The sequence below is a fragment of the Denitrovibrio acetiphilus DSM 12809 genome (genome assembly GCF_000025725.1).
Classification (GTDB): Bacteria; Chrysiogenota; Deferribacteres; order Deferribacterales; family Geovibrionaceae; genus Denitrovibrio; species Denitrovibrio acetiphilus.
Genome location: NC_013943.1, coordinates 2876146 through 2898969 on the forward strand (window position 1 = coordinate 2876146; position 22824 = coordinate 2898969).

Annotated in this window: 20 protein-coding genes; 3 read left to right on the plus strand and 17 right to left on the minus strand. The window is 43.5% G+C overall.

Annotated elements, in window-relative coordinates:
• Positions 1-29: 29 nt before the first annotated feature.
• Both nth and larC read left to right on the plus strand, forming a co-directional pair.
• Positions 30-662 (plus strand): endonuclease III, encoded by a 633-nt coding sequence (nth, locus tag DACET_RS13680; protein ID WP_013011957.1) that lies wholly within the window; start codon positions 30-32, stop codon positions 660-662.
• Positions 634-1794: a nickel pincer cofactor biosynthesis protein LarC gene (gene larC, locus DACET_RS13685; RefSeq protein WP_013011958.1), complete on the plus strand. Its 1161-nt coding sequence runs from the start codon at positions 634-636 to the stop codon at positions 1792-1794. The genes nth and larC overlap by 29 nt, the downstream gene beginning before the upstream one ends.
• Here the strand turns inward: larC and DACET_RS13690 are convergent.
• Genes DACET_RS13690 through DACET_RS13760 form a run of 15 tightly spaced genes read right to left on the minus strand, consistent with a single transcriptional unit; the run spans position 1780 to position 17361 of the window.
• A complete protein-coding gene (locus tag DACET_RS13690) occupies positions 1780-2112 on the minus strand; it encodes an Hpt domain-containing protein (protein WP_013011959.1) in 333 nt (110 codons plus the stop codon). The genes larC and DACET_RS13690 overlap by 15 nt on opposite strands.
• Positions 2099-2473, minus strand: coding sequence for a response regulator (locus DACET_RS13695; protein WP_013011960.1), 375 nt, complete (start codon positions 2471-2473; stop codon positions 2099-2101). Before DACET_RS13695 ends, DACET_RS13690 begins: the two co-directional genes overlap by 14 nt.
• A 10-nt stretch (positions 2474-2483) precedes the next feature.
• Entirely contained in the window at positions 2484-3956 is a 1473-nt protein-coding gene (locus tag DACET_RS13700) for a hypothetical protein (protein WP_013011961.1), read from the minus strand.
• On the minus strand, positions 3957-4304 hold the full coding sequence (locus DACET_RS13705; RefSeq protein WP_013011962.1) for a response regulator: 348 nt from the start codon (positions 4302-4304) through the stop codon (positions 3957-3959).
• A gap of 15 nt (positions 4305-4319) precedes the next feature.
• Positions 4320-7229, minus strand: a complete 2910-nt coding sequence (locus tag DACET_RS13710) for a chemotaxis protein CheA (protein WP_013011963.1) — start codon at positions 7227-7229, stop codon at positions 4320-4322.
• A 16-nt stretch (positions 7230-7245) separates the two neighbouring features.
• Positions 7246-7611: a response regulator gene (locus tag DACET_RS13715; protein WP_013011964.1), complete on the minus strand. Its 366-nt coding sequence runs from the start codon at positions 7609-7611 to the stop codon at positions 7246-7248.
• A 4-nt stretch (positions 7612-7615) separates the two neighbouring features.
• On the minus strand, positions 7616-8443 hold the full coding sequence (locus DACET_RS13720; RefSeq protein WP_013011965.1) for a CheR family methyltransferase: 828 nt from the start codon (positions 8441-8443) through the stop codon (positions 7616-7618).
• Positions 8444-8453: 10 nt separating this feature from the next.
• On the minus strand, positions 8454-9515 hold the full coding sequence (locus DACET_RS13725) for a HEAT repeat domain-containing protein (protein WP_013011966.1): 1062 nt from the start codon (positions 9513-9515) through the stop codon (positions 8454-8456).
• Between the two features lie 29 nt (positions 9516-9544).
• The gene (locus DACET_RS13730) at positions 9545-9910 is read right to left on the minus strand and encodes a response regulator (RefSeq protein ID WP_013011967.1); all 366 of its coding nucleotides are present in this window, start codon (positions 9908-9910) and stop codon (positions 9545-9547) included.
• Positions 9910-10206, minus strand: coding sequence for a hypothetical protein (locus DACET_RS13735; RefSeq protein WP_013011968.1), 297 nt, complete (start codon positions 10204-10206; stop codon positions 9910-9912). Before DACET_RS13735 ends, DACET_RS13730 begins: the two co-directional genes overlap by 1 nt.
• Position 10207: 1 nt before the next feature.
• The gene (locus tag DACET_RS13740; RefSeq protein WP_013011969.1) at positions 10208-11281 is read right to left on the minus strand and encodes a protein-glutamate methylesterase/protein-glutamine glutaminase; all 1074 of its coding nucleotides are present in this window, start codon (positions 11279-11281) and stop codon (positions 10208-10210) included.
• Positions 11278-12786, minus strand: coding sequence for a chemotaxis protein CheW (locus tag DACET_RS13745; protein WP_013011970.1), 1509 nt, complete (start codon positions 12784-12786; stop codon positions 11278-11280). Before DACET_RS13745 ends, DACET_RS13740 begins: the two co-directional genes overlap by 4 nt.
• 34 nt (positions 12787-12820) lie before the next feature.
• Complete coding sequence (locus DACET_RS15780) at positions 12821-15061, minus strand: methyl-accepting chemotaxis protein (RefSeq protein ID WP_013011971.1); 2241 nt, start codon at positions 15059-15061, stop codon at positions 12821-12823.
• A gap of 21 nt (positions 15062-15082) precedes the next feature.
• Positions 15083-16579 (minus strand): Hsp70 family protein, encoded by a 1497-nt coding sequence (locus DACET_RS13755; protein WP_013011972.1) that lies wholly within the window; start codon positions 16577-16579, stop codon positions 15083-15085.
• Positions 16576-17361 carry a ParA family protein gene (locus tag DACET_RS13760; protein ID WP_013011973.1) on the minus strand — a complete coding sequence of 262 codons (786 nt, stop codon included), beginning with the start codon at positions 17359-17361 and terminating at the stop codon, positions 16576-16578. The genes DACET_RS13755 and DACET_RS13760 overlap by 4 nt, the downstream gene beginning before the upstream one ends.
• A 166-nt stretch (positions 17362-17527) precedes the next feature.
• On the opposite strand from DACET_RS13760, the gene DACET_RS13765 reads away from it, so the two are divergent.
• On the plus strand, positions 17528-18067 hold the full coding sequence (locus DACET_RS13765; RefSeq protein WP_013011974.1) for a D-glycero-alpha-D-manno-heptose-1,7-bisphosphate 7-phosphatase: 540 nt from the start codon (positions 17528-17530) through the stop codon (positions 18065-18067).
• Here DACET_RS13765 and DACET_RS13770 read toward each other — a convergent pair.
• Both DACET_RS13770 and DACET_RS13775 read right to left on the minus strand, forming a co-directional pair.
• Positions 18064-19002, minus strand: a complete 939-nt coding sequence (locus tag DACET_RS13770) for a diguanylate cyclase (RefSeq protein WP_013011975.1) — start codon at positions 19000-19002, stop codon at positions 18064-18066. The two genes, DACET_RS13765 and DACET_RS13770, sit on opposite strands and share 4 nt — an antisense overlap.
• Positions 18999-22814, minus strand: a complete 3816-nt coding sequence (locus DACET_RS13775) for a PAS domain S-box protein (protein ID WP_013011976.1) — start codon at positions 22812-22814, stop codon at positions 18999-19001. Before DACET_RS13775 ends, DACET_RS13770 begins: the two co-directional genes overlap by 4 nt.
• Positions 22815-22824 lie beyond the last annotated feature (10 nt).

The window sequence follows — 22824 nt, forward strand, 5'->3', positions numbered from 1 at the left end:
CATAGCCCATAAAATGCTATAACTGAAAGATGACTAAGCAAGAAAGGGCGGAAGCCTTTGAAAAATACCTTGAAGAGAAATACCCTGTCGTAGTGTGCTCTCTGAACTATCAGACGCCGTTCCAGCTCCTGACGGCAACCATACTGAGCGCCCAGTGCACCGATGCCAGAGTAAACATTGTCACCAAAGACCTTTTTGCTGCATATCCTGATCCTTTCAGCCTCGCTGATGCTGACATTGAAGACGTGGCGAAAATCATCAAAAGCACCGGCATGTACAAGATGAAATCGAAAAACATCATAGGAATGGCAAAAGCTTTGGTGGAGAATCACGGCGGGGAAGTGCCACAGGATATGGACGAACTGCTGGCTCTCTCCGGAGTGGGGCGAAAAACAGCAAATGTCGTAAGGGGCAACTTCTGGCAGAAACCCGGTGTCGTTGTTGACACGCATGTCAAACGAATATCAGGAAGGGTCGGGCTCACTGACAACACCACACCGGAAAAGGTAGAGAAAGACCTCGAAAAACTTATAAAAGGCGAAAAACAGTGCGACTGGTGCCACCGTGTGATCTATTTCGGAAGAGAAATATGTACGGCAAGAAGTCCAAAATGCGGAATATGCGGAGTCTCTCATGTGTGTAAATACTACGCTTCACTTTGATATAACATCCGGAATTGCCGGCGATATGTCTTTAGCAGTTCTTTATGGATTAGGACTGAACCTCAGCGAAATTGAAACACTTGTAGATAAAATAGCAGGTGTACAGATAACAATCATACCGGAAAGGGTCTCTGTGAACGGAATAGACGCCACACGTCTGAACATTAAGCTGCCCCACGAACACGCCCACAGGAAATTGTCAGATATCAGGAATATGATAGAAAAAGCTGACCTGCCGGATAAGGTGAAAAATGATGCGATCGGCATTTTTCAAATCATCGCAGAGGCTGAAGGGGCTGTCCACGGCAAAACCGTAGATGATGTTCACTTCCACGAAATCGGCGCTCTGGATTCTATACTGGATATAGTCGGGTTTGTATATGGAGTACATAGACTGGGGATTGATAAGATAACAGCTTCGAAACCTGTTCTCGGGAGCGGTTTTGTCAAGTGTGCACACGGGAAAGTCCCTGTGCCTGCCCCTGCCACATTAAAGATTCTGGAGGGTGTTGCAGTTAAAAGGACTGACGAACCAAACGAACTAACCACCCCGACAGGAGCAGCAATCCTTAAATATTACGTCTCTGACTTTTCAACAGAATATGAAGGTGAAATTGCCGGTTCAGCTTATTCGACAGGAACCATCACACTCAAAACCATGCCTAACATCCTGCGGGGCACTCTCATAAAAAATCAGTCTGCAAAAGAGCAGATTACCGTTATCGAAACAAACATCGATGACTGTTCCGGTGAAGTGATAGGAGCACTTTTTGATAAGCTGAAGAACGTCTCTCTGGACGTATTCTGCACACCCCTTACAGGTAAAAAGAACAGACCTGCGGTACAAATCACCGTCCTTTGTACCGATAAAAATATTGATGATGTAGCAGAAATTCTGTTCAGGCATTCATCCACGGCAGGGTTAAGGTATCACAAAACAGACAGAATCATTATGGACAGAAAAATTGTCCAGACGGATGTCAGAGGCGAAAAAGTTGACGTGAAAGTTTTAAGTTATAAGAACATCAGAAAATACAGCCCGGAATGGTCAGCCTGTGAGAAAGCCTCCGTAAAGCTAGGGCTATCGGCTTTTGAAGTCTATGATCTGGCAAAAGCATCAATGCTTGATTAAGCTTTTGAACTCACCATAGCAGGACTCGATCTCTGTCAGCAGGCGGGTAGTGAGAGCCTTATCATTTTTGTCAGCATTCTGCATTTCAGAGCAAAGAGCACAAAGCTCGTCCACCATCATATTTGCCGCAGCGCCTTTCATCTTGTGGGCGTAATGTTTTATGAATTCCGGTTCTGAATCTGCAACAGACCTGCTCAGATTTAATATCTCTTCATCCATCACATTAATAAATTCTTCAAGAAGCATCTCCATAGTGTCTATGTCCAGCCCTATTTCTACCCCGACTTTTTTTAAATTATAATTTTTAATCTGCGTCATCTCCACTGCCTTTTTCCAGCATCTTCTGAATTGTTTCTATTTTGAAAGGTTTCGGCAGGAATTCATCAAAGATGCTCTGTTCGCCGATCTCGTCATCAGCAGAAATACAAACGATAAGAGGGCACTTACGCCCCTCAGCTTTACAATCCTGCCTGATCATTGCAGCCGCTTCTGCCCCGCTCAGTTCGGGCATATTAAAGTCAAGAAAAACCATATTAAAATCCCTTTCCATGGCCAACTCAACTGCCTCTGCCCCGTTTACTGCTGTCTGGCATGAGGCTCCGAATTTCTCAAGGAGCTTACATATCATAATACGATTAAGCTTATCATCTTCTGCCACAAGGACATTTATTACGTTCAATTCCTACCGCCTAGAAAAATTCCACAGACGACTGGCTGTCTTCTGTGGCAAGAATATCTTTCAGCTCTGCCTCATTGCGCCCTCTTGTAAACTCGTCATCAGAGAGGATGTCATCTCCAAGACTGTTGTTAAACTCCATAAAAGCCTCCTGAACACTTTCGTTAAATTCAGAAAACAGGTCTATGAGCTTACCTGTTGTGCTTTCAAAGAAGTTAAAGTATTTATCAGCCATAAATATCTCACGAAAGTTATTCAGCTCGCCGTCCAGGTCGAGGGTTTTCTGCATAACGTCCCCTCTTTTATTATCTGACTGAGCCTGACAAAGGCCGCTCATGTCGACCCTTGCCGTTTCGAAAGTGTTCATAAAATCATTTCTGAGATTTTCCCACATATCGATATTAGAGTGAAGCTTATCTATCAGCCCATTAAGTTCATCTTCTGTCTCATTCATGGAAACAACAACACTGCGCAGGCTTTCGTCATTTATTCTTGCGACTTCCACAGCAGTAATAACAACAAGGTTACGAAAAGTTTTAGAGTGTTTGGCAAGAACCCCGACGCTCCCCCTTGTTTTATAGAGCACAGCTCTTGTTTCATTTATGCTCTCACCAAGAGTGTCAATAGTGGTACATACATTATTTGATAATTCAGTAACACGTTTGAGTTCCGAACGGAGAATATTCGTTTTACTGGCTATGTTCTGCAAATCTGTATTAAAAGTGTATATAAAGTCACCCATAACAAGCTTTATCCCTTCCAGCTTGTCCTGAAGAGAATATTTGATAAAATCCAGCTTTGCGGTCGCCTTTTCATATACACCGAAGATGAGCCCGGCTTCGTATGGGGTGTCGAAATCCGCCTTAGATACAGCCTCGTTTATTATCTCCATCTCCTGCATAAATATATCGTGAAACTGAGAATTTTCTATAAGAACCGACACATCTGATGTAATGACAAAGTCCTCGACAGTTTCAACTTCGAAAGAGCTGTCTGTGGGGACAAGCTTATGCTCCACAAGATGATCTGCTACATTTTTGAATCTGGCGAACATGTCATTAAAATTAGATGAAATGATATCCAACAGACTTTTAACAGTTGTGGAATATTTCTTGATCTCTTTGCTGATATGAGTGATAGTCGAACCCTTGTCGCCAAGTGCCATGGTTCTGCATATTGTATTATACGAGAGCAGTTCTAGCTCTTCTGTAATGGCAATGAAAGTCGATGTAGCCTCCACTATGTCCTGTTTCATCTTTTCCATGTTCAGGTTTTCGATTTTGCTGTTGATATCCTCAGAGATAACATTGATTACTTTGTCTGTCTCGCCGACAAAGCTCTCAGAGCCTTTCTGTATCTCTTCGCTGATCGCAAGCATATCTGTGAAGCTGTCAGTTCTGTGACCGACAATCTCATTGATTATTCCGACTATCTCGTAAAAACAATCATTGATCTCATTTTTCAGACTTTCAAATTTTACACTCATTTAATTGATGATCTCCTTCAGAAGAGCTTCTGTAATAGGCTTGAACACCACACTGTCAAATCCCGCTCTCTCAAGCATAGACCTCTCGCTTATGTCGGCAGTGAGCGCAACGAGCTTACATTTCTGCCATTTACCATTCTGTTTCAGGTAGGATAAAACATCCACTCCTGTCTCTCCGGGAGAAAGTCTATAGTCTATCAGTGCAACATCAGGCTCAGAAAGCCCGTCCATCCTCTTTTGCAGATCTTCAAGGGATGTAGATGTAGTCACTTCGTATCCAAGATTATTTAATAATATTTTACACATTTTAAGATGCAGCTCATTGTCATCAACCACAAAAACTTTCATAATAGACCTCTGATATTAAAACAGCTTGTTAACATTAAGAACAAGCACCGCCTGACCGTCCCCCAGTATGGTAACTCCGCCTATGTAGTTCAGGTGAGAGAAATACTCAGGAACAGGCTTGATAGCAATGTCCATTCTGTTCAGCAGTTCATCTACTATAATACCCGTTTTGCCGGCATCTGTAACTGTTATCACAACGCTGACCTCATCACTTAGCTCTTTATTCTCTCCTCCCAACAACTTAGACAGTTGAAAAAGAGGTAAAACATTCCCTCTGTAGTAGGTTCCTTTACCAAAATGAAGGTCTTTTACCTGCTCTTTCTCTATAATTATAGTTTCTGCTACATTTTCTATAGGAAAAGCATAAAACTCATCTTCGCCCATCTGAACCAGAAGCGAAGTAGACATACCGATGGTAACAGGGATCTTCATCGTTACCCGTGTGCCTTCACCTTCAGAAGAAGAAACATCTATAAATCCTCCGACACTCGTTATGGAGCTTTTAACAACATCCATACCAACGCCCCGACCGGAGATATCAGTAACTTTCTCGGCTGTGGAAAACCCAGGAGCCAGTATAAACTGTATTATCTCCTTTTCTGTGAGATTCGCTCCATCAGGGACAAGCCCTTTGCTGACAGCTTTTTCCAGCACTTTGCCGCAGTTAATACCTCTGCCGTCATCAATCACTTCGATATAAACAAAACTCCCTTCATTATATGCTTTGAGAATAAGGCTTCCGGTTTCATACTTGCCCGAAGCTGTTCGTTCCGCAGCGCTTTCAAGACCGTGATCACAAGCATTACGAACAAGATGAACAAGCGGATCTGAAAGGATATCAGCAATTTTTTTATCTATCTCTGTATCTTCCCCGATAATCCTCAGATCCATAGTTTTATTCTGCTTGCGGGAGATATCTCTCACCACACGGGGGAATTTATTAAATATCTGTTTGATCGGAACCATCCGCAGGGAGAGGATATCACGCTGCAAATCCTGTGATATTCTTGCGATCAGGTTCGAGTTATCTTTGAAGTCCTTCACAAGACTCGTTGGGAGGTCATAGTCTTTTATCAGCTTCTGCATCATGTATTCATATGCGTTCTTTGCTACTACAAGCTCACCTATTGTATTTGTGAATTTGTCTATCTTTTCCTGGTCGACTTTCATCGACTGAGAGAATTTCTCTTTTGCAACAACAGGTTCGGGTGACGGTTCCGGCTCTGCAACCACAGCAGCCGGTGCAGTATTTTCAGATGCTTTCATGATATTCTGTTTTTTCAGAACCATGTCTAGTTCGTCCTTATCCAACTTACCCTGATCGACAAGTATCTCGCCTATCTTTTTCTGCTGGGATTTCGCGTGTTCAACTTCTTCCACGGTGACCTTGCCTGATTCAACCAGCAGTTCCCCAAGCTTTTTCGGAGGCGACTTCAGCTGAGTGATATAGCTCTTTATAGAACTCAGTACAGCATCATAGTCTTTGCCACGGCTGACATCCGACTCAAACGCAACTGCAAGTTCAGTGAGGTCTTTAAAACCTATAAATTTAGCCGCATTGCGCAGTCCCGCAGCGGCTCTCTGTCTCATCTGCATTCCCGCAGGCACACTCTCGGCCAGCTCTATCATCTCCATAAACTGATCAACCTGTCCGAGGAAAATCTTTACTTCATCTGTGATCGCAGGCGTATTCTGAACCTGAAGAGTAATGGTATTAGTCAGGTCATGAAGCATGGTATAAGTTTCCGGCAGGCACGGTTTTTCCTTGTTTAGTAAAGCATTTATCACAGCCTTCACATCAGAGATTATGTTTAGGATAAATTCTGCTGCCCTATTGTCAAAAACCACAGAGCCTTCACGCACTTTATCAAGCATATTTTCAACGAGATGGGCGTATTTCTCCATAAAAGAGAAACCGACATACCCGCTGTCGCCTTTGATATTGTGAAAAACACGGAAAATGTTATCAACAGCCTCTTTGCTGCCGATACCAGTCTTCTCTATTTCTATCAGATAGTTTTCTATAGACTCAAAATAGTCCTCTATCCCTGCGGCAAGCTCTGCGAGCATCTCTGTATCTATCCCTTCAGTCGCAACATGACTTTCAGGTCTTTCATCTGTTTCCATTATCATAGAGGTTTTGCTTTCAGGCTGTCCCGCCTCATCATCAAGAGAGATTTCGTGAACTTCAACAGTGTCAGGGTCAAACGCAAGGTCTGTTATCTCATTCAAAGAAGCATCACTTATGATGTATATATCCGGTCTGAGATAAAGCTTGTACGGTTCAATCTGCTCTGTCTCCGGTATCCCTTCTGTATCTGTTACAGCGATAAAAACATCTGAGATGTTCCGTAGATTAGAATAAAGTGTAAGCGGGTCATATCCGTTTTCAAGCATCTCATCTGTGAACTTAACATTAACCCTGTACGGTTTCCCAAACCCGGGGTGTCTGCTTATCAGCTCTTTTTTTATTGCTGTGTCCACTTTTACAACAGCCTCCGGCAGCCTGTCCGCATCAGCCTCCACCGCACAGATCATGCCATCGTCCGCTCTGCTTTCAAACTGAGCAGTAATTCCAGACAGGTCTTTATTATATTCCTTCCTATCTCTCGCATAGTCCACCATCTCAAAGAGAGTGTCTATCCCCTTAAGAAGAAGGTCTGTAATGTCTGCATTTATTTTCAATTCACCAGTTCTGAGTTTATCCAGCATAGTTTCAAGATGGTGGGAGAACTCAGATATTCCGTCAAAGCCGAAACCGCCGGCACTACCTTTTATAGTATGTATACACCTGAAAACCGCATTAAAAAGCTCAAGATCACCGCCTGACTCGGCACGGAGGATATTTTCATTCGCCTCTTCAAGGAGATCTGCAGCTTCATCTAAAAACCCTAACTTAAATTTTTCTATGTCTATATGGGGCATAGCAAACTCCAACTCTCTACATTATGCCGAGAAGCATTTTTATGTTCATGATCAGGTCATCCGGCTTAACAGGTTTTGTAATATAGAGGTTTGCACCGGACTCGTACCCCTTCTGCCTGTTTTCGATCTCTTCCTGTGTTGTAATAATAATTACAGGTGTTTCCTTTCCAGTTTTTCTGAATTCCTCAATGAAAGTTATTCCGTCCATCCTGGGCATATTCAGGTCGCAAAGCATGAGGGCATAGTTGGTTTTCATGGATTTCTCCAGAGCATCCATCCCGTCTATCGCTCCATCTGCATCAAACCCTGCTGATTTCAGGATATTACTGTGAAAGTGCCTCACCATGTCCGAATCATCAATTACCAGCACCTTAATTGCCATCTTGTTACCCCTTGAAATAAACCACATTTGAACCGAAACGTTTCACTTTAAAGGCGGTGGTTATGCGCCCGACAGACTCACTGTGTCCCAGAAAGATATATCCGCCCTGATTCAGCGATATATAAAAATGGTCTACTACCTGCTTTCTGGATATATCATCAAAGTATATCAAAACGTTTCTGCAAAATACAAAGTCGTAATTTCTTTTTGTTCTCATAGACATCCTGTCCATAAGGTTCAGATGCTCGAAAGTAACCATATCCCTCACCTGTCTCACAGGGAGATAGCGCCCACGAACCACTTCAAAATATTTTCTAAGATAGGCATCAGGAACGTCTTTAATACTCCTGTCGTCATACATTGCCGTTTCTGCCTTATCCAGAACAACCTCGTCAATATCCCCAGCATGTATCTGTACATCCCAGTCATCCACATTATCAAGCATCTCTCTGATTATGATCGCGAGGGTATAGGGCTCTTCACCTGTGGAACAGCCGGCAGACCATATACGAAGGGATCTGTCACCTCGTTTTATCTTCGCCTCTGTTATCTCCTGCAGACAATGCTCTGCAAAAGTTTCAAGAGTATTAAACTCACGAAAAAAATATGTTTCATTAACTGTCAGCAGATTCATAAGTTCCTGCATTTCAGTACCGTCATCTTTAAATTTCAGATAACGCAGATAATCCCGCAGGTCATCCATGTGCATCTCTTCGAGACGTCTGGCGACACGCTTGTTAATGAAATACATCTTCTTTGTTTCAAACTTTATCCCTGACTTTTTGTAAATAAACGCTGTCAGATCATTAAAATCGTCTGAATTTATGTGCATAATTAAAGTTTTACCCCTTTATGCTTTCAAGCAGAGCTGTCAGGGTTCTGCTGTGTTCCCCGTCTGCCAGCTTCAGCTTCTTTTCGATCATCTTAACGGCTCTCGGTCTGTCTATATCCGCAAGATGCTCCAGCGCAGTAAGTGCGATGTCCTCGCTGTCGTCTGCGGCAAGTTCTTCATAAAGGCTCTCTTTGCTGGATATATCCAGCTTTGAAACTATGTATAAGAATGTCAGCCGCTCTTCAGCGTATCCGTTCAGATTTTTCAGATTGTTCAGCATGAATTTAGTATGGATCTCATCCAATCTATGTATGTTCTCTCTTGAGATGATTTTGAGTATCCCATTTGATATCTCTCTGAAATACATAGTGTTTTTATTATTCAAAAAGGAAAGGAGGAACTCCAGATGTCTTGAGCCGCCTTTTTCTCCGGCAAGCCTTATCACACTGGGCTTATAAAAACTGTCCATCCCGCCGGCACCGAGGACAGCAAGAACTCTGTCAACATTATCGGGGCTGCCCATAATGGTTAAAGTCTCCAAACAAGCAGAACGAACCATAGGCTCTGTGCTCGTCTCAAATATCTCCATAACATCATTAAGGGATTCTTCATCATATATTTTGCCGAGATATTCTATAGCTGTAATCATAACATTAGGCGCCTTATCACGCAGCGCAGCACGCAAGGCAGGGATAGAATATTTAGAGCTTGTAGCAACAAGGCTGTCCAGAATCAGCTTTCTCACTTCTTTATTTTCGTGATCCATTATGGAAGTAAGAAATGCAACCGCCTCTTCACCTTTTGAGCCGAAAATCTCGATTATACAGTTTCTCACATAAGCATCAGTAGATTCAAAATATCTGGATATCTCTTTAAAATAGTCGGAGATATCAAGCACTTTAAGCCCCTCTACAATAAGCTCACGGACAAGCCTGCTCTGCTCTTTCTCAAGGTGAGCAATAATGTCAGGGTAGAGTTTTTCTTCCTTGAGAGCGATCACATCCTCAACAGCATATATACGCTGTGTTTCATCATCACCACTTAAAACTGCGAGCAGTCCTTCTCTTTCCACTACAGCCTCCTGATTAGTATGCCGACTAATCACCCAATAATCTTTTTCACGACAGCAAGCAGATCGTTCGGTTTAAAGGGTTTCACAATCCATGCCTTTGCTCCTGCCTTTCTCCCTTCTTCTTTTATGCCCGCCTGAGATTCGGTGGTCAGCATGATAACAGGGGTAAACTTATGCTTTGAGCTGGCTTTAACCTCTTTAAGAAAAGTGATGCCGTCCATATTAGGCATATTCACATCAGAAACAATCAGGTTAAATCTCCCCTCTGCATCCAGTTTTTTCAAAGCATCAACCCCGTCTCTGGCGTCCACAACGTCATAGCCGGAAGCTTTCAGTGTGGCAGCCACAAGCTGTCTCATTGTTATAGCATCATCAACAATAAGAATCTTCTTCATTAAATTCCTCCAATCAAGCCTTTCAAGCTGATTCCGTAGAGCTTTTCCGTCTCTTCCAGAACCTCAGATGTCTTTATGGAAACTTTATTATTGTGTATTTTTACTGTCTTTATAATACTGAGGGCGAGCTGAATAAAAACTGTGTCCAGCGTTTTTACTCCGCTGAAATCCAGCTCAACAGGCTTCTTATCCATATCTATGCCGGTCAGTTCACTAATAAACTCTTCAGCCATGAATATTTCTGACTCTTCAGGGAAAACAATCTTGATTTTGGTTTTGAGTTCGTTTATCTCCATATCACCATCCCCTGCTTATCCTTCTGGTAATCTCGTCTGCTATCTTATTGCTGGGCAGCACCATGTCCGCACAACCTCTCTCAACTGCCTCTCTGGGCATTCCGTAAACTATAGCTGTCTCTTCTGATTCAGCGATTGTAAAGCCCCCCGAGCGTTTTATACCGCACATGGACTTTGCGCCGTCATCCCCCATGCCTGTCATCAGCACGCCAAGGGTATGCTTTTTAAAAACTTCTGCAACAGAATCCATCATGATGTCTACACTGGGGATAAAAGCATGCTCAGGAGTTTGCCCAAGCCTAAGTGTTGTTATGCCGTTGTGCTTCCTGTAGAGCGTCATGTGACACCCGGCTTTACCGACATAACACACTCCCGGAGTTACAATATCTCCGGCGGCAGCCTCTTTAACATAAATACGCGATGCTTTGTTCAGTCTCTGGGAAAATGACTCTGTGAACCCCACAGGCATGTGCTGAACGAGGAACAGAGCGGCATTAATATCTGATGGAATTCTTGGTATAACATCAAAAATAGTCTTCGGACCACCCGTTGATATCCCCATACAGACAGCTTTAAAACCTGCACTGTCAACAGGAGCAAGCTCCATCTCATCGACAACCTTCTCATCTTCACCGAGGTCTTCCATCTCGATTCGTCTGGTCAGCCTGGAAAGCCCGATTCCGGCAGCAGCCTTGACTTTACGCACAAGCTCCCTGCGGACAATATCTATATCTCTGGAAACGGTGCCGCTCGGTTTTGCAACAAAGTCAAAAGCACCTAGCTCCATCGCCTCAAATGTTGTGGCTGCCCCCTCCTGTGTAAGAGAACTCAGCATAATAACGGGGCATATATCTTTTTCTATTATGATCCTTAACGCCGTGATTCCGTCCATGACAGGCATGTTTACATCCAGAGTTATAACATCGGGTTTAAGCTCAACAGCTTTGTTGACTCCGTCCTCCCCGTTTCTGGCTGTCCCCACAACTTCAACACCAAATGCGGTGTCCAGCATCTCTGTGATCTTCTTCCGCATCAGAGCAGAATCATCAACTATAAGCACTCTTACTTTTTTCATCCTTCCTGCAAATTCTCCAGTTTTTTAATTTCGGCTCTGGAAAAAAGCTCTTCCACATCCAGCAAAAGAATCATTTTTTCATTCTTATCAAAATTTATCACACCTTCAATAAACTCAGAATTCACAGCAGCACCGAGAACAGGCGGAACAGGGTCAATGTCTTCCTGCCTTATGCGAAGCACTTCATCAACCCAGTCAACAACAAACCCAACTTTCATATTTTGGAGGTTTATTATTATCACGCGGGTGAATTCGTCCCTCGGTTTAGTCTCCAGCTCAAAACGCGAGCGCAGATCTATCAGCGGGATCACTTCTCCCCGAAGATTAATTATCCCCTCAACAAATTTCGGAGTTTTAGGTATCTTAGTAACGTTGGTGTACCTGTTTATCTCCTGAACCTTCTGGATGTATATCCCATAGTGTTCATTCTCTATCTGAAATGTAACGATCTGCTTCTCTTCATCAGCAGTATTAGTAACATCATAGTTCATATGTGTCCCCCCTTTCGACTGCTCAGCAACACTTTTCAGTGCCTCCAGCTCTGCATCATCCACAAGGTTCTCCGGCTCCAGAGCCATCACAAGCCTTTTGCCGTCTTCAAGCTTCAAAACCGCAGAGACCTCTGAACCTTCCTGATCTTCATAGACTTTCGGAGGGAGTTCGATAAGGCTTTCATCAACACTTACAACGGCATTAACTTTATCCGCGGCAAAGGCAACCATCACATTGCCGATATCCACTATGACAACACGGGTCGTCTCGTCATCCCTGTTAAGGGTCATACCAAACCTGCTGTGAAGAGACAAAAGAGGGATAACCTCACCGCGCAGAGAGAAAATCCCGAGTACATAAGAGGGGAGACCGGGCACAGAAGTAACCTCAGGCATCCATATGATCTCGTTTATCTTATGGATCTCGATGGCATATTCCTGCTCTTTAATGTTGAAACTTATAAAACGTTTCTCGTCAATAGCCCCCGCAACAACATCTTCTTTCTTCTCTTTTTTAATAAGCGCACTGTTCTGTTCGAGGTATTTACCTGCCGAGTCGATATCTATAATTTCATCTGTATTTATCAATTGTATTATGGAAACGTCTTCACCCTTTCCGACTTTCAGTATGCCGGAGATATATTTCTTATCCACGCCGGCATTCAGTATGTCAGGGAACTTATCAATATCATGCATCTCAGTGGACTTGACTTCATTCACAGACTCAACGATGAGTCCTGTGAGTATCCCCTGTTTATCCACGACGATCACACGGGTATCTTCCCCGTGCACACAGGGGTGTTTGTAGCCAAGCCTCATAGAAAGATCCACCAGCGGGAGCACCTCTCCACGAAGGTTTGTCATACCAAGAACATAGTCAGGCATTTTCGGGACACGGGTTATCTTAGGCACACGTATTATCTGACGGACATCCTCTATACCTATGCCGTATGTTTCCGCCCCCACACCGAAGGAAACGTATATACTCTCTGTTTCTAACGTATTGTCAGACATAACACTCTCCTGTCCTGTCTTATCTGTGGGATCTTTAGAAAACCTGCATTTCGTCTGCCAGCGACGCAACCTCTTCAGACGCTGCCGCTATCTCCTGAAGACCTTTCACCTGCTCATCTGCTGCGGTTTTGGCTTCATCAGAAAGTGACTTAAGGTTTTCAGCAGCTTCAAGCCCCTGCTGACACGCTACCCTCACAGTTTCAACTTTTACAGCGCCAGACTCAACATAGTTGGCGCATTTCTCACGGAGATCAATAAGGTGCTTACGTATTCTCACAACATTCACAAGGTTGTCCACTGCGGATTGTGATTTCTCAATCTGCACCCTGATAAGGGCTGTTATCTCTGCAAGTTCATTCTGAAAATTAACCACACGCTCATACATTTCATCCAGAATGTCCTTCATCCTGTCTGCATTATCCGCTGACTCATTAGCAAGAGCGCGTATATCCGCTGCCACCACAGAAAAGCCTCTGCCGTATTCACCGGAACGTGCCGCCTCTATATTACCACTAACTGCAAGCATGTTCGTCTGTATCGCTACGTTTGTGATTGTGTCAACAATCTTTCTTATATTGCCAAAAGATTTATTGAGGAGAGCCACTTCGTCATGCACTTCACGCAGGTTATTTATTGAACCTACAAACCCTTTCACAACAAGCTCTATGCCGTGCCTGAAGTCTCTGAAATGCCCCTTAAACTGATCAACAGACGGCTTAACTTTATGAGAGAAAACCTCTCTAGCGTCCTGCATCTTCCCGCTTTTCATCAGTTCAACTATTTCAGCCGCACCAAGGTGTACATGGTTGTGAGGTTCCCTGATAAATTCATAAGCTTTCTCCTCTTTCCCCGTGCCCGGCTTATAGGTCTCATACCATGCCCCAAAAGCACACTTTGTAGGGTCAAGCTGTCCCATAAAAGGCTTATTATTATTCAGTGATTCTTCAAGCTGATTTATAAAAACAATGTGGTCAAGCGCCTTTATCTCTTCCAGAGCATCATCAACAAGCTTACCGAGTTTCATGATAATGTCCCAGCTCTCCTGTCCGTTACTGAGATAATCAGAAATTATATTAAACTCTCTTGTGATACCGGCTATCTCTTCGAATATTTCGCTTGTACCTATGTCCATCTGGTCTATAGCTTTCAAAACTTCATCAGCAGATGCATTCAGCTCTTCTATAGTGCTGGAGAGTTCTTCCGCTGCCGCTGCAACTTCTTCTGATGATTTTGCAATATCAGTAGAGTGCTTCAGTTCATCAGACATCTCCGCAAGCTCCTGCGCGGCAATGGTTAGCTCGCTAAATGCTTTTGACTGTTCCCCTGTAAATTTCCCCACTTCCTCTGAAGCGGCTGCATTCTGCTCTGCGGATGAGGCGAGTCTGCTCACAAGATCCATAGATTTGCTCGACTCGTCACTGATACTCTGTGACCCAAGCTTAACCTTCTCAACCTCCACACCTATCTCGTCTGTATGGCTGCGGACAGTTGTACATTGCTTACTTATAAAGTCCGCCTTAAAAAGATTTGTGCGGGAGAGCAGTAGAAAACTGTCCACTTTTCCCACAACCTGAGTTACCTGCTCTAGTGAGATATCAATTACACTTTTTATATTTTTTGCTGATTTTTCAGACACTTCCGCAAGGGTTCGCACCTCATCGGCAACAACAGCAAAGCCCTTACCGTGCTCGCCTGCTCTTGCCGCCTCTATAGCTGCGTTCAGAGCAAGGAGGTTGGTCTGGTCGGCGATTTTTGTTACCACCTGAACAATCTGACCGATAGAGTCCGCCTTCTCTTTAAGCTGGTCTACAAGCTGAGTTGACTCCTCTACTTTATCAGTGGTGGACTGCACGCTCTCTTTAAGGTCGTTTGCAGCATCAACAGTCGCTCCGACCCTGCTTATAAGCTCGGCTGTAGACTTCTCGTATTCTATAGAGGTTGTCAGAACATTCTTTGCATCGATCTCCAGAGCGATAGTATCGTTTTTAATCCCTTCTGCACTGGTGCTTGCCTGACTGGATGCAGCCGAAACCTCGTCCATAGAGGCATTGAGCTGACCGGAAGCACTGGAAGCCTGCTCTATCGCAGAAGCCATCTCTTCTGATGCTGTTGCAAGTCTTTCTGCATTTGTCTGTTGTTTCGCAAGAGTTCTTGCTCTTGCTTTCTCTGCGACCTGTCTTTTGGAATCATCCCTTCTTTTCAGAAGATCCTCACCGTCTTTTCTCACTATCCCGGTTCTACCTTCCAGACTGGATGGTTTGGCGAGCTTTTTCATTCTCTCCCTCCGCATAAATATTTAGTATATCTTAATGTCTTTAATCTTTTCCGAATCTATCTCTGCCTTTAGCGTAAAGTCGTGCTCTGCACCTGTCTTAACATCTTTAGTCCAGACACTGACGATACCGCTGACATCTATAGCAAAACCGATATCAATAAGGTTTTCTTCTTCATTTTTATCTATTTTAAAATCAAACTTGCCCAGACTTACAAAATATTCAGGGTCATCTGCCGGGCTGTCCGAAATATTCAAAGCTGACCCGGCCATATCCTGAAGAGCGTGTATGGTGACTTTATCCAAATTGTTGTCTGTGGTCTTGAATCTGGTCGAGAATTCCACAGGGTAGGGCTCATTCTTTTTCATTATGATTTCAAAATCACCGTTGTCATCTTCTATACCCATATTATGACTTGTTACATCAAAAAACTTTTTATCTGTGACAACCCCCGTCTGCATGGCGGCATTCACTGCGGCACCGCTCACCACAGCCTCTTCAGGATTAATATCCTTACTTAACGCATCACCGAACATCTCTGCAACAAGAGAGCGGACATTGCATATCCTGCTGGCGCCCCCCACAGGGAGAACACGGCTGATATCTTTTGTGTTTATACCGTTTAACTCCAGCATATCAGAAACAAGTTTTCTTATTTTATCAGTTATATGTTTTGTAATCTTAGTAAAAAGTTCTCTGTCTATAGTCTGTTTAAAGTGAAGAGGTCCCTTCGGTGTTATGGTTATATATGGTATCACGAGATTTGTTTCATTAAGTGAGGACAGTTCCATTTTTGCTTTCTCTGCCTGAAAGAGAAGCTGCTGAAAAGCTATAGGGTCGCTCCTCAGATCAATCTCGTTGATTTTTGCAAATTCGTTATTAAAGTAGTCTGCCACAGCAACATCAAAGTCAAAACCGCCTATCTGAGTTGAACCGCCTGTAGCGACAACCTTCAGGCAATCTTCTTTAATCTGTATAAGGCTGATATCAAGAGTCCCTCCGCCAAGGTCGAATACAAGACAGAGCTCATCCTCTTTTTTGCCTATATTATTATAGTAAAGAGCTGCCGCAGTGGGCTCATTCAGCAGGGATAAAACATCAAAACCTGCCGCCTCAGCAGAAGCACGAACCGCCTCCCGTTGCAGGTGGTCAAAGTATGCCGGTACTGTCACCACAGCCTCCGCATCCTTCTCCCCTGTATAATCACTGTACAGAGTTTTAAGCTTTCTGAAAAAGAGAGCCGCAAGCTCCGGTGGGGTGTATTCTCTCCCATAAAGATCAAAAATTTTATCAGTGCCCATATATCTCTTAACATTAGAGATAGTGTTTTCTGACTCCAGCAGCTGCATACTGCGGGCATTGTCCCCTGTAACAGCTTCGGAAGCATTCTTAAAGTACACAACAGAAGGGAGGAACCTCTTTCCGCTGTCAGAGGATATCACCTCAATGCCTGAACCTTCCTTATAAACAGCAATCATTGAGTTCGTTGTGCCAAAATCTATACCAACAGGGTATTTCATACTTCCCCTCCAGTTATGGCAGTCTTCTCTTCTATAAAATCAGCAAGAAGATTAAAGTCCATATTACCCCTGCTCCTTGGAGCAAAAACGTTTATAGGCTCTCTGTATTCCGGAGCTTCTGCTATTTTTATGTCGTTTCTGATCCTCGGAGCGACCATATCGTCTCCGAAGTTTTCGTATATCTCCTTCAACACCCGCTTTGAGTGATTACTACGGATATCATATTGATTAGCGATAATACCGGTCATTCTCACATCCGGATTAAAACCTGCATTTATTCTGTAAATACTCTGAGTAAGCTGGGCAAGTCCTTCTATCGCGAGGAAATTAAGCAAAATAGGTATCATGACATGTGTTGCCGCAACCAGAGCATTCAGCGTGAGCACAGCAACTGTGGGCGGTGTATCAATGAGTATATAGTCGTATTCATTTTTAAATTCCATCAATACCTTTGCAAGCTTCCCTTCCGGTTTATCACCATCTAAAAGCTGCCTGAGCAACCCCATAGAAAAGTTAGTCGCAGCAGGTAACACGTCATAAAGTCCGTGCTCTGCCTTATGAAGACAGTCTCTGCCGGAACAGCTCCCCAGCAGTGCGTCATAAACAGAAAGGTAGTTGTTATAAGTGTTCACCCCAGACCAGAACGAAAGATGAGCCTGCGGGTCAAGATCCACAAGCAGCACTTTATATCCACGCTCACCAAGAACGCCGCCGGAGTTCACAACAGAGGAAGTTTTCCCGCTCCCCCCTTTTTTGTTTGCAAATGTAACTACTGATGCCATAAATAACCTTAATATCCACTTAACTATTTACTAAATACTAACTTCTATACTATCTTTTATATTAATATTTTTCATTAAAAATATATTATGATAATACATAATTTGACACGATTTTAAAGTAAAACAAGTTAACTTATACAGTACAAAGGGAGGACTCTGCAAGCGTATGCTCAAAATACTATTTCTGGACAGAGACGGTATCATAAATGTCGACAAAGGGTATATACACAAACCGGAAGACATTGAACTGGTGGACGGATTAGAGCTGTTTCTCAAAACGGCAGAAAATATGGGTTACAAACTTATTGTAGTGACTAATCAGGCAGGCATAGCAAGAGGCTTTTATACTGACAATGACGTAAAAAACCTGCACAAACACATGTATGATACCTTAGCTGCCAGAGGCATAAACATTACAGATTTTCTCTTCTGCCCTCACCACCCCGACTTTACAGGGGAATGCTCATGCAGAAAACCAGCCCCAGGGATGCTGCTGCTTGCCCGGGATAAATATAATGTCGACATGGGTAAATCTATAATGATCGGCGATAAACGCTCTGATGTGCTCGCCGGACGAAATGCCGGTATAGGCACATGTATACTTGTTTCAAGCCGCTATCAGTCAGAAAAAACAGCAGAAGCAGACTATTTCGCGAAGAATTTATCTGATGCAACTGAATTCATAAAAAAACTAAATAAGAATTAATCAGACCGGACCACTTTATTTCTACCCGTCTGTTTCCCTTCATAAAGGGCATCGTCAGCTTTTTTTATACTTTTTTCTATACCCAGACTTACATCATACTCTGAAACCCCAAAGGTCATTGTCACACTGAAGCTGATCCCTTCATAACTCATTTCAGTATTCCCTATCGCCGTCCGCAGCTTCTCCGCAACTGCCACAGCGTTGCCTGCGTCTGTCTCCGGTAAAACGATGAGAAACTCTTCCCCGCCCCATCTGGCAACTATGTCCTGTTCACGCAAAGCTTGCTGAATTACATGCGAAATCGTCTTCAGGACATAATCTCCTGCGTCATGTCCATATGTATCGTTGACTCTTTTAAAAAAGTCTATATCACACATAATAAGAGAGAATTTCCCTTTATTTCTTTTGCATCTTGCAGCTTCCTTGCCGAGCATGTTAGTTATATTCCGCCTGTTTGCAATACCGGTTAAAGTATCTGTGAGTGCCAGATGCTCTATCTTGTCATAAGCTTCGATAAGCTCTTTATTCTTCTCCTCCAGCAGATCCCGTGCCCTCTTAAGTTCCATGTGTGTATTAATACGCATAAGCAGTTCTGCTTCATTAAAGGGTTTTGTAACATAATCAACACCCCCCATCTGAAAACCCTTCACAATATCTTCCGGCTCACTTTTGGCAGTGATAAATATTACGGGAATCCCCTTTGTCTCAGCTCTTGCATGTAGAGTTTTGCAGACTTCAAACCCGTCCATATCGGGCATCATCACATCCAGCAAAACCATATCCGGCACATTTTTAACAAGGTATTCCAGTGCCTCCTTTCCGCTCATAGCAAAAGCCAGCCCATATGGAGTGTTATCTTTAAGAATATTGCCAAGCACTTTCAAATTCTGCGGGTTATCGTCAACAATCAGCACATGCATTTTTTTGTTTTTCATAATACACTTCCGGTTTCATCAGATATACATTCTTTGAGCCGGGCAAGCATCTTTCTGATATTCTCAATCTCAAGATTATCTGCCAGATATGCAAGCCTTTCAGCAAGCTTATCAAACTCATTTAAGCTGGTTTTCTTCGCGCTGCACCGGAGAGATTCTATCACTTCCTCCAGATAATCAAAGTCCACCGCACCTTCGAATGAGTTGATCAGTTTTTTCAGTTCGCCACAAAAATATTCCTTCGCAGGCAGACAGTCAATCGTATGCCAGTCCGCCTTTTCCGCCGGAGCAAAGTCCTCTACGATCCTGTCCTTAACCTCCAGAAACCTGCCCAGCGTTATCATCAGCTTACCAGAGAATACAGGTTTTATAAGAATATCATCAAAAATCTCACTATGACTTTTATTCGGCATAGTTCCCACAAGAGCAATCATCTTTGTGCTAAAGTCTGCGATACCATCCCTTATCCACAGAGCAGCTTCATAGAGACCTTTATCCGGCAACCTGTCAGAGCATATAATGAGTTCGGGTTCTATCTCCGCTGCAATATGCCTTGCCGCTGCTGCGCTATGCGCTTCAACAACAGATAAGCCTGTATTTTCAAGCATCTCGCGCAAGACTCTTCTGGTTATCTCGTCATCAGCAACAAGAACTCTTGCCGGCTGAAAGACATACCTGACACCCCCTGAAATATCCTCTGCAACGAGTACATCACTTTTGAGGATAGCCGGCAATATCACCGTAAATGTGCTCCCTATGCCGACCTTACTTTCCACTCTGATTTCTCCGCCCATCATATCGACAAGCTTAGAAGAGATAGAAAGCCCTAGACCAGTGCCGCCATATTTATTAATGTTGTGTCCGGCTCTCTGCCGAAACGCCTGAAAAATATCTTCCATCTCTTCTTTAGGGATGCCTATGCCGGTATCTTTTACGCTTATATACAGATCCACACGTTCATCATTTACAGCTTCACACCGGACACTTATGCTTACTTCTCCCCTTTCGGTAAATTTGACAGCATTACCTATAAGGTTCAGAAGCACCTGCCTCAGTCTGGATATGTCAAGCATCATGGTTTTAGGTGTATCTGCCGCTATGAAATACCCCAGCTTTATGTCAGTGTGTTCTGTACGGTAGCCGAATATCCGAACCATCTCTTCCAGAAGCATTTTGATACTTGCCGGAGCAAGAACAGGTTCTGTTGCGGCTGCTTCTAGTTTTGAGATATCAAGAATGTCATTAATAAGCGTAAGAAGAGCCTTCCCACTGGTTTTTATTGAATTGATATAAGAAGCGGCTTTTGAGTCCTGTGCTCTTGCAGACAGCAGCTCACTGAAGCCAATCACAGCATTGAGAGGAGTTCTTATCTCGTGGCTTATATTCGCCATAAACTCACTTTTAGCTCTGCCTGCCTGCTCCGCCTTATCTTTCTGGTCTTTAAGAGTGTTCTCGTAAACTTTCCTGTCAGTGGCATCTCTGCCAATGCTGTATATCCTGTTGTTAACACGGTCTGCGGTAAAAGACCATGATATCCATTTTATGCTTCCGTCAGGCAATGTGTGCATGGACTCAAAGTCTACGAGAGAATCGAGCTCCTGAAGAGACTGGAAAACTATCTCCAGTTGTTCGATGTCAGATGGGCGTAAAATATCTCTGAAATTGCTGTTAATGACATCAGCAGTGCTGTAGGAAAGTAATTCGCCAAATGCAGAATTCAGATAATGGATGTTACCGTCGAGGTCTGCAATGCCGATAATGTCCCGGCTCAGTTCAAAGATTTTGTCACGTTCTTTTCTTGTGTGCTCAGCCTCAGTTATATTGACCACGTTTGCAACGATATAAATCGGATTGCTTTTATTATCTCTTATGAGAGCGGCATTAGCCGTAGCAATAACGAGATTTCCGTCCTTACGCACATATCTCTTTGTGATATCATAATGATTCTGTTCACCACTGACAATAGACCTCATCGCCTCCGTAGTTAGCTTAATATCATCCTGATAAGTAATAGAATAGACTGTTTCTCCCACAAGTTCAGATTCATCGTATCCCAGCATCGCTGCGAATGAATTATTAAGCTGAAGAATTTCACCGGAGAGAGCAATCAGCAGCATGCCGTGCACAGTCGACTCAAAAGCAGTTCTGAAACGCACCTCACTCTCTTTAAGCTGCGCTGTCCTCACATTAACTTTCCTCTCCAGCTCCTGATTTAGGAGACTGATTGTCTTTTCAACTTCCTTGCGTTCCCTGAGCCGCCACACCCCTTCCATAAAGTGCGTCAGTCCGATAGCCTCGCTAAGATTATAGTTCCTGCTCTTGCCATAGACCGCCAGAATGAGCCTGATCTCACCCTGCGCCATCAAAGGCACCAGCATTGAATTTTCGTTATATTCAGCCGTTTTTGTATCAGGCATAGGTATGACAGAACGCTGCCTGTTATTAAGTACAGGTTCCTTATTTCGCAATACCGTGTAAAGGTCATGAAATCTGCTCACTTCCAGAGGTTGATCTGCACAGAGAGTCACCTCTGTATTACTATGCCCTTTAAACGCCTTAAGCTTCGACACTCCGATAGACGCATCATACTCAACAATATACCCACCGATGCTTTGCGTCTGTTCTATGGAACTTTCAAGTGAATATTCAAGTATTTCGTCAAAATCCGCTTCGTACATCTGCCCTAATATGGCAAGTGATTTATGCCTGTGTTCGTTCATCCGGGCGAACTGCTCAGCTTCTTTTCTATAGGTAATATTTTTCGCAAAAGCGACAAACCGCTTCTGTTCCATATCTTCTAAAGCTATTGGGGCGATATATACGCTGTACCAATTATCTGCGCCATAATCCTCAAAACGGCAGGGCTTGCCTGTACGAACGACATTGTCAAAGATAACACGCCTCTCTCCGTTAGTGTTCATCCCTCTGATGTTCCAGAGATTACACCCCAGAACAGAAGCAATATCGATTTCAACCTCTTTACAGAACTGTTGGTTGCAATCGAGTATTGTACCATCGGAGTCAAGCAGCAGAACAATATCCTGTGACGAGTCCAGTATTGCACGCAGGGATGACTCACTCTTCTTCAGAGCAGCCTCTGCCAGATAGCCATCTGTGATATCTTTAGCAATACTATTAATATAAAGGAGCTCACCTGAACTGCCGTAATGAAGATTTATCGTCCATAAAACATGAATCACGCTGCCGTCACTAAGTATCTGTCTGTTGACAAAAGATGTCCGCTTCAGCTTATTTTTTATCCAGCTGTTAAAAGCATTAATAGTGATCTCTCTGTCATCGACATGTGTAAAATCGAATGCAGACTGCCCTATAAGCACATCTCTGCTTACCCCGTACAGACCCTCACAAGCAGTGTTCACATATGTAAACCGTGCGTCTTTATCCACTCTTGTGATGATATTGTCTGTATCTTCCACAAACTCTTCATATATCTGCATATCCATCAGAGCAGATTCCATCTCTGCGGACATCGTAGAATAATTTTCGACTTCGCTTTTACTGATTGGCGGGATAGAGAAAAACACATCATGAAATAAGCTCAGTTCCTGTCTTATCGACGGATCAATGTCATTTGCAATGATCACGGTAACAGTTCTGCATAATTCCGGCAGGGCTTCACAAAGCAGGTCTGTGCCCCCTCTTGCATCCCATAAAATCAGGTCATACTTATCTGCCTGAATGTTTTGAACGCACTTATATTGATAAATATCTGAAAGATCTAAGATCTCCGGACTGCACAGCCCGTCCGGCAGGTCAGAAATGACTGCGATGCGGAACTTTGCTGTAGCCATATGTACCTGT

Excerpts from the sequence above, each read along its gene's own strand:
- DACET_RS13700 (WP_013011961.1), bottom strand. The coding sequence starts at position 3,956 with ATGAGTGTAAAATTTGAAAGTCTGAAAAATGAGATCAATGATTGTTTT.
- DACET_RS13770 (WP_013011975.1), bottom strand. The coding sequence starts at position 19,002 with ATGAAAAACAAAAAAATGCATGTGCTGATTGTTGACGATAACCCGCAG.
- DACET_RS13765 (WP_013011974.1), top strand. The coding sequence starts at position 17,528 with ATGCTCAAAATACTATTTCTGGACAGAGACGGTATCATAAATGTCGAC.
- DACET_RS13735 (WP_013011968.1), bottom strand. The coding sequence starts at position 10,206 with ATGGAGATAAACGAACTCAAAACCAAAATCAAGATTGTTTTCCCTGAA.
- DACET_RS13715 (WP_013011964.1), bottom strand. The coding sequence starts at position 7,611 with ATGGCAATTAAGGTGCTGGTAATTGATGATTCGGACATGGTGAGGCAC.
- DACET_RS13740 (WP_013011969.1), bottom strand. The coding sequence starts at position 11,281 with ATGAAAAAAGTAAGAGTGCTTATAGTTGATGATTCTGCTCTGATGCGG.
- DACET_RS13755 (WP_013011972.1), bottom strand. The coding sequence starts at position 16,579 with ATGAAATACCCTGTTGGTATAGATTTTGGCACAACGAACTCAATGATT.
- DACET_RS13720 (WP_013011965.1), bottom strand. The coding sequence starts at position 8,443 with ATGCACATAAATTCAGACGATTTTAATGATCTGACAGCGTTTATTTAC.
- nth (WP_013011957.1), top strand. The coding sequence starts at position 30 with ATGACTAAGCAAGAAAGGGCGGAAGCCTTTGAAAAATACCTTGAAGAG.
- DACET_RS13690 (WP_013011959.1), bottom strand. The coding sequence starts at position 2,112 with ATGACGCAGATTAAAAATTATAATTTAAAAAAAGTCGGGGTAGAAATA.
- DACET_RS13705 (WP_013011962.1), bottom strand. The coding sequence starts at position 4,304 with ATGAAAGTTTTTGTGGTTGATGACAATGAGCTGCATCTTAAAATGTGT.
- DACET_RS15780 (WP_013011971.1), bottom strand. The coding sequence starts at position 15,061 with ATGAAAAAGCTCGCCAAACCATCCAGTCTGGAAGGTAGAACCGGGATA.
- DACET_RS13730 (WP_013011967.1), bottom strand. The coding sequence starts at position 9,910 with ATGAAGAAGATTCTTATTGTTGATGATGCTATAACAATGAGACAGCTT.
- DACET_RS13745 (WP_013011970.1), bottom strand. The coding sequence starts at position 12,786 with ATGTCTGACAATACGTTAGAAACAGAGAGTATATACGTTTCCTTCGGT.
- larC (WP_013011958.1), top strand. The coding sequence starts at position 634 with ATGTGTGTAAATACTACGCTTCACTTTGATATAACATCCGGAATTGCC.
- DACET_RS13775 (WP_013011976.1), bottom strand. The coding sequence starts at position 22,814 with ATGGCTACAGCAAAGTTCCGCATCGCAGTCATTTCTGACCTGCCGGAC.
- DACET_RS13710 (WP_013011963.1), bottom strand. The coding sequence starts at position 7,229 with ATGCCCCATATAGACATAGAAAAATTTAAGTTAGGGTTTTTAGATGAA.
- DACET_RS13760 (WP_013011973.1), bottom strand. The coding sequence starts at position 17,361 with ATGGCATCAGTAGTTACATTTGCAAACAAAAAAGGGGGGAGCGGGAAA.